The following is a 6,721-nucleotide window of genomic DNA, read 5'->3' on the forward strand; positions in this document are numbered from 1 at the left end:
CGTCGATTGATTCAGCATTGGGGCTTGGCTTGATCAGGCGTTCGGGTTGCCCAGGCACTGCGCCCCCGCCTTGGCCACCTGTGCATCCTGTTCGGCCTTGACGCCTGATACCCCCACCGCGCCAATCACCTGGCCCTCGACGATGATCGGTACGCCACCCTCCAGGGACGTCAGCAAGGGCGCCGAGAGAAACGCATGCCGACCGCCATTGACCATGTCCTCATAACCTTTGGACTCGCGCCGACCCAGCGCCGCAGTGCGGGCCTTTTCCGTGGCGATGTAGGCGCTGATCGCGGCAGCGCCGTCAAGGCGTTCCAGGGCCAGGGGATGGCCGCCGTCATCGACCACCGCGATGGTCACCGCCCACTGATTACCCAGGGCTTCAGTGCGCGCAGCGGCGAGGATCTGACTGACCTCGACCTGGCTCAAAACGAATTTGCTGTTCATGGGGATACTCCGGCAGGTGGGGAGGGCAGTGCCGCTTCGACCAGTTCGATCCAGTGCCTGACCGAGGTGCGACCGGCGCCGTCGAGGTGCGTTTGGCAGCCGATATTGGCGGTAGCAATCACATCGGGGTGCCCGCTTTCCAGGGCATTGAGTTTGTTGTCTCGCAATTGTCGGGCCAGTACTGGCTGGGTCACCGAATAAGTGCCTGCCGAGCCGCAGCACAGGTGACTGTCCGGCACGACGGTGAGGTTGAAACCCAGACGTACCAGCACCGCCTCGACCGCCCCCCCGAGCTTCTGCGCGTGCTGCAAGGTGCAAGGGCAGTGGAACGCCAGGCGTTGCTCGGCCTGCACGCCAAGGGTTTCCAGGGGTTCGTCACGCAACACTTCAACCAGGTCCCTGGCCAGCGCACTGACTTTTTGTGCCTTGGCGGCATAGGCCGGATCGGTGCCCAGCAGGTGCCCGTAGTCCTTGATGAACGCGCCGCAGCCGCTGGCGGTCTGCACAATTGCCTCGGCGCCACTCTCGATGCCTGGCCACCACGCATCGATGTTGCGCCGGGCGCGATCGAGGCCGGCGGCCTGGGCATCGAGATGATAATCCACCGCGCCGCAGCACCCGGCTTCGCGGCTCGGGGTGACGCTGATGCCCAGGCGGTCCAGCACCCGCGCGGCGGCGGCATTGGTATTAGGCGACAGGCCAGGCTGTACGCAGCCTTCGAGCATCAGTACCTGCCGGGCATGGCGCGCGGCCGGTCGGGCTTTTGCCGGCCAGGCACTGCGTGGCAGTTTGGCGCGCAGCGTGTCCGGCAGCAGCGCCCGGAACACTTGACCGCTGCTGACCAGGCTCTTGAACAGCCCAGGGTTGGGCACGACGTTGCGCAGTCCCTCGCGCAACAGGCGCTGTGCCAGGGAGCGCGGTACCGCTGCATCGACCACCGCCCGGCCGATATCCAGCAGGTTGTGGTAATCCACGCCGGAGGGGCAGGTGGTTTCGCAGTTGCGGCAGGACAGGCAGCGGTCCAGGTGCAGTTGAGTCTTGCGCGTGACCTCGTGACCTTCCAGTACTTGCTTGATCAGGTAGATTCGTCCGCGTGGCCCGTCCAGCTCGTCGCCGAGCAGTTGATAGGTGGGGCAGGTGGCATTGCAGAAGCCGCAGTGCACACAGCTGCGCAGGATGCTTTCGGCTTCTTCGGCTCGGGGCAACTGGCGGGCCTGTTCGCTCAACGTGGTTTGCATGGCTCAGAGCTCCGCGTACAGGCGACCGGGGTTGAAAATACCCTGGGGGTCGAGTTGCTGCTTGAGGTTGCGGTGGTAGCGCATGAGGGCGACCGGCAATGGCTGAAAAGGGCTGTCGATCAATCCATGGCTGTAACAGGTCACGTGGCCGCCGACCTCGCTGACCACCTGGCGAATGAACGCGGCTTCAGCATCGGTCTTGAGCCAGCGCTGGGCACCGCCCCAATCGATCAGTTGTCGCCCCGGCAGTGACACGCGAGGGGTATTGTGCGGTACGGACAGCCGCCACAGCGGCTGATCCTCATCGAAAAAACTCAGCCTGTGTTCGTTGAGATCGGCCCAGTACCCGGCGTCCAGCAGCTCGCCGCCCAAGCGCTCGTGGGCCGCGGCCACCGAGCCTTCGCCGCCTTCCAGGCGCAGGTGCAGGCGCGTGCCATCGTGGCAGGCCGCGCTGATCGGCAATGGCTGCTGGCCCCATTCGCTGAGGCGATCGAGGGCGCGTTCAACGTCGAGCTCCAGGCTGATGCTCAGGCATTGCCGAGGCCTGGGCAGCACCTTGAGTGATACCTCGGTCACTACCCCCAGCGCGCCGTAGCTGCCAGCCATCAGACGCGACAGGTCGTAGCCGGCGACGTTTTTCATCACTTCGCCGCCGAAGCGCAGATGCTTGCCGTGGCCGGTGATTACCCGGGTGCCGAGGACGAAATCGCGAACTGAACCCGACCAGGGCCGTCGCGGCCCCGACAACCCGCAGGCGATCATGCCGCCGACCGTCGCGCCCTCGCCGAAGGACGGCGGTTCGCAGGGCAGCATCTGCTGCGCGCAAGCCAGCACTTCAGCCAGTTCCACCAACGGCGTGCCGCAGCGTGCAGTGATCACCAACTCAGTCGGATCGTAGCTGACGATGCCCCGATGGGCGCGGGTGTCGAGCACTTCTCCTGCAGTGATGCGCCCCAGGAAAGCCTTGCTGTTGGAGCCCTGGATACGCAGTGGGGTAATGCCCTGCAACGCCTGGTTGACTTGCTCCAGAAGTGCGGCGCTGTCATCGAAGTCGTCTTTGTGGCGCATCAGAAACGCTCCAGCTCAGGGAAGGGCAATTGCCCCATGTGCACATGCAGCGCGCCGAATTCTGCGCAGCGATGCAAGGTGGGGATGTTCTTGCCGGGGTTGAGCAGGCCAGCGGGATCGAACGCTGCCTTGACGGCATGGAACAGCGTCAGTTCATCACTATTGAACTGGGCGCACATCTGGTTGATCTTCTCGCGGCCGACGCCATGTTCACCGGTAATGCTGCCGCCGACTTTCACGCACAGCTCGAGAATCCTGCCCCCCAGTGCCTCTGCCCGATCGAGCTCCCCCGGTTGGTTGGCATCGAACAAAATCAAGGGGTGCATGTTGCCATCGCCGGCATGGAACACGTTGGCTACGCGCAGGCCGTATTCGGCAGACAAGGCGGCGATAGCCTGCAGCACGCCAGGTAATTCCCGACGCGGTATGGTGCCGTCCATGCAGTAGTAGTCCGGCGACAGTCGCCCGACCGCCGGAAAGGCGTTCTTGCGTCCGGCCCAGAAACGCACGCGTTCGGCTTCGTCCCTGGCCTGGCGCACTTCGGTGGCGCCGGCCTGTTCGAGCACCTGGCGGACCCTGTCGCAGTCATCGTGGACATCGGCTTCGACGCCATCGAGTTCGCACAGCAGGATGGCTTCGGCGTCCACCGGGTAGCCGGCATGGATGAAGTCTTCGGCGGCGCGGATGGCCAGGTTGTCCATCATTTCCAGGCCCCCGGGGATGATGCCGGCACCAATGATGTCGCCTACCGCACGGCCGGCTTTTTCGACCGAATCAAAAGCGGCCAGCAGCACCTTGGCGGTCTGGGGTTTGGGCAGCAGCTTGACCGTCACTTCGGTGATGACGCCGAGCATGCCTTCAGACCCGGTGAACAGGGCAAGCAGGTCGAAGCCCGGTGAGTCCAGGGCATTCGACCCCAGGCTCAGGTGCTCGCCCTCCACCGTGAGGATGTCGACCTTGACCACGTTGTGCACGGTCAGGCCGTACTTGAGGCAGTGCACGCCTCCGGCGTTTTCCGCGACATTGCCGCCGATGGAGCAGGCGATCTGTGACGAAGGGTCCGGGGCGTAGTACAGGCCAAATGGCGCCGCGGCCTGGGAGATCGCCAGGTTGCGCACACCCGGCTGGACCCGTGCCGTGCGAGCCGCAGGGTCGATGTGCAGGATGCTGTTGAAGCGCGCCATCACCAGCAGTACGCCTTGCTCCAGCGGCAGTGCCCCACCCGATAGCCCGGTGCCCGCACCCCGGGCGACTACCGGAACCTGCATTTCGTGACACAGCTTGAGCACCCCTTGCACTTCGTCCAGGTGACGCGGCAGCACCACCAGCAATGGGGTGGTGCGGTACGCCGAGAGGCCGTCGCATTCGTAGGGCTTGAGCTCTTCCTGCTGATGCAGCACTTCCAGGTCCGGCAGGCGCGCATGCAGGGCCTGTAGCAGGGCAGCCCGATCGACCTGCGGCAGCACGCCGTCGACGCGTTCATCGTAGAGAATGTTCATAGTCGCTTTACCCTACTCCTTTCATGAACGCCCGGGCAGCAGCCCGGGCAGTTAGGTCAGAAGCGCAACAACCGGCTGATCCCGTTTAATGCCCACCCACGACCATATCGCTGAATGGCGCTACATACGCCTGCAGCGTCACCAACCCGCCGACCAGAATCGCCAGGACGATCGAGTGAAAGAACACATACCGCAGGATTTCTCCTTCATGGCCATACCAGCGAGTGGCAGTGGAGGCCACCACGATCGACTGCGCATCGACCATCTTGCCCATGACCCCGCCGGAGCTATTGGCAGCTGCCATCAGCACCGGGCTGAGCCCCAGTTGTTCGGCAGTGACCCGCTGCAGGCCGCCGAACAACACGTTCGACGCTGTGTCGGAGCCCGTCAGCGCCACTCCAAGCCAGCCCAGCAGGGTGCCGAACATGGGGTAGAAAATCCCCGTGGCGGCAAACGCCAGGCCCATCGTTGCGTCCAGGCCTGAATAGCGCGTGAGGAAGCCCAGGGCGAGCATCGCGACGATGGTGATCAGCGAGTAGCGCACCACCCAGATGGTGCGCACGTACTGCTTGATCAGTTGCGGAATCGAATAGCCCATCAACAGCCCGCCCAGGATCGCCGCGAGCAGGATGCCGCTGCCGGTGCTGGTCAGCCAGGTGAACTTGTAGACCGCTTCTTCGGTTTTTGGCGCAGGTACTACTGGTGGGACTTTTTCAATTTGCTGGTGGATCGTGCCAAAGGTGATCACCGGGGCAAAGATCGGATGGGCCTCGCGCAACGGTTTGCCTTGAGGATCGAGCTNGGTGGATCGTGCCAAAGGTGATCACCGGGGCAAAGATCGGATGGGCCTCGCGCAACGGTTTGCCTTGAGGATCGAGCTTGGCCGACTGGGTCACAGGATCAATGGCAGGCCGGGTATCGAACATGTTCTTGAAACCCTGGGTACCCCAGGCGAACACGAACACGGTGAGGATGATCCACGGCATCCACGCACGCATCACGGCGGACTTGGCATCCGTACCAAACGCGGCGCTGGCGACGGGTTTTTGATCGTGCTCGGCATCAATTTTCGAATTGTCGACGCGACCGGAAAGGGCTGCGGAGGTGTGTACGGTGGCCGGTTTCCACACCCTGAGGAAGCCGGTCAAACAGGCCATGGAGATCAGCGCAGCGATCACGTCCACCAGCATCGGGCCATGGTAGTTGGACACCAGGAACTGCGGCACGGCGAAGCTGACCCCGGCGACCAGGATCGCCGGCCAGATTTCCAGCATCTTGCGCCACCCGGCAAACGCCCAGATCAGCCAGAACGGCACGATCACCGAGAAGAACGGCAGTTGCCGACCGACCATCATCGACAGCTCCATCTCATCCAGGCCCGTGACCTTGGCGAGCGTGATGATCGGCGTGCCCAGTGCGCCAAACGCCACGGGCGCGGTGTTGGCAATCAGCGCCAGGCCGGACGCGGCCAGTGGCGAGAACCCCAGACCGATCAGAATCGCCCCGGTCACTGCCACCGGTGTGCCGAAACCTGCGGCGCCTTCAAAAAAGGCGCCAAAACAGAAGGCGATCAACAGCAGTTGCAGGCGACGATCGTCAGTGATCCGCGCCAGTGAGTCTTGCAGCACCTTGAACGAGCCATTTTCGGTGGTCAGGCGGTGCAGGAAAATGATGTTGAGTACGATCCAGCCAATCGGCAACAAGCCGTTGGCGGCGCCATACAGGGCCGCGGAGCCTGCCATGTCGGCCGGCATGCCAAAGGCGAAGATCGCGATGATCAGGGCTGAGCCCAGGGCTAGCAGGGCCGCCAGGTGCGCCTTGATATGGAAGAACGCCAGGGCCGCCAGCATCACCACCACTGGCACGGCTGCCATGAGGGTGGAAATGACCGGGTTGTTGAACGGATCGTAGATTTGCTGCCAGACCATGTTCCACCTCTGCTTTTTATTGTTGGACGTGCAGACCCCGAAGGGGCGGTGGTTTCCAGTATAGGTGGCAATGCGCCGCTGTCAGGCCGGGGTTTTCGGGCATTTTGACGAATCATTTTGGTGCGCTGGCGTGAGCTAAGATGAGTACTGACCCGAACCCGACGACCGGAGGATTGCCGTGATGACTGAGCGCCATTTGGAACACAAGGAAACGCTGTCGAATGGATGCTCGATTGTGGTGAAGGCGGAAATTTTGCGCGATGGTTCGTTGAAGATGTTTATCGGCGTTTATCGGCCGGACGGGGTACCGGTTTCCGAGGACCATGATCCACGCCCGCATTTACTGGACATGGAAGCGGCGCTGGATTGGGGGGTAGATGTTGCGAAGGGGATCGGCAATGGGCAGAGGACGTTGGGGCCCTGAGGGCGCCATCGCTGGCAAGCCAGCTCCCACAGGATTTGTGGTTGACCACAGAGTTGGGTAAGTCCCAACCCTTGTCGGAGCTGGCAAGCCAGTTCTCACAGGTTTTGTGGTTGACCG

General features: G+C 63.1%; 5 protein-coding genes and 1 pseudogene. 1 reads left to right on the plus strand and 5 read right to left on the minus strand.

Annotated elements, in window-relative coordinates:
• Nucleotides 1–33: 33 nt before the first annotated feature.
• From HYI44_RS27340 to HYI44_RS27360, 5 genes and pseudogenes are all read right to left on the minus strand, one after another.
• A complete protein-coding gene (locus tag HYI44_RS27340; protein ID WP_122840363.1) occupies nucleotides 34–447 on the minus strand; it encodes a heme-binding protein in 414 nt (137 codons plus the stop codon).
• Entirely contained in the window at nucleotides 444–1,685 is a 1,242-nt protein-coding gene (gene glcF, locus HYI44_RS27345) for a glycolate oxidase subunit GlcF (RefSeq protein WP_225571006.1), read from the minus strand. Before glcF ends, HYI44_RS27340 begins: the two co-directional genes overlap by 4 nt.
• 3 nt (nucleotides 1,686–1,688) lie before the next feature.
• On the minus strand, nucleotides 1,689–2,753 hold the full coding sequence (glcE, locus tag HYI44_RS27350) for a glycolate oxidase subunit GlcE (RefSeq protein ID WP_225571007.1): 1,065 nt from the start codon (nucleotides 2,751–2,753) through the stop codon (nucleotides 1,689–1,691).
• Nucleotides 2,753–4,252, minus strand: a complete 1,500-nt coding sequence (gene glcD / locus HYI44_RS27355) for a glycolate oxidase subunit GlcD (RefSeq protein WP_225571008.1) — start codon at nucleotides 4,250–4,252, stop codon at nucleotides 2,753–2,755. The genes glcE and glcD overlap by 1 nt, the downstream gene beginning before the upstream one ends.
• 85 nt (nucleotides 4,253–4,337) lie before the next feature.
• Nucleotides 4,338–6,180 (minus strand): annotated as a pseudogene (locus tag HYI44_RS27360) (L-lactate permease).
• Between the two features lie 181 nt (nucleotides 6,181–6,361).
• On the opposite strand from HYI44_RS27360, the gene HYI44_RS27365 reads away from it, so the two are divergent.
• Nucleotides 6,362–6,604 (plus strand): hypothetical protein, encoded by a 243-nt coding sequence (locus tag HYI44_RS27365; protein ID WP_045057348.1) that lies wholly within the window; start codon nucleotides 6,362–6,364, stop codon nucleotides 6,602–6,604.
• Nucleotides 6,605–6,721 lie beyond the last annotated feature (117 nt).

The organism is Pseudomonas sp. Y24-6 (assembly GCF_020295325.1).
Classification (GTDB): domain Bacteria; phylum Pseudomonadota; class Gammaproteobacteria; order Pseudomonadales; family Pseudomonadaceae; genus Aquipseudomonas; species Aquipseudomonas gregormendelii.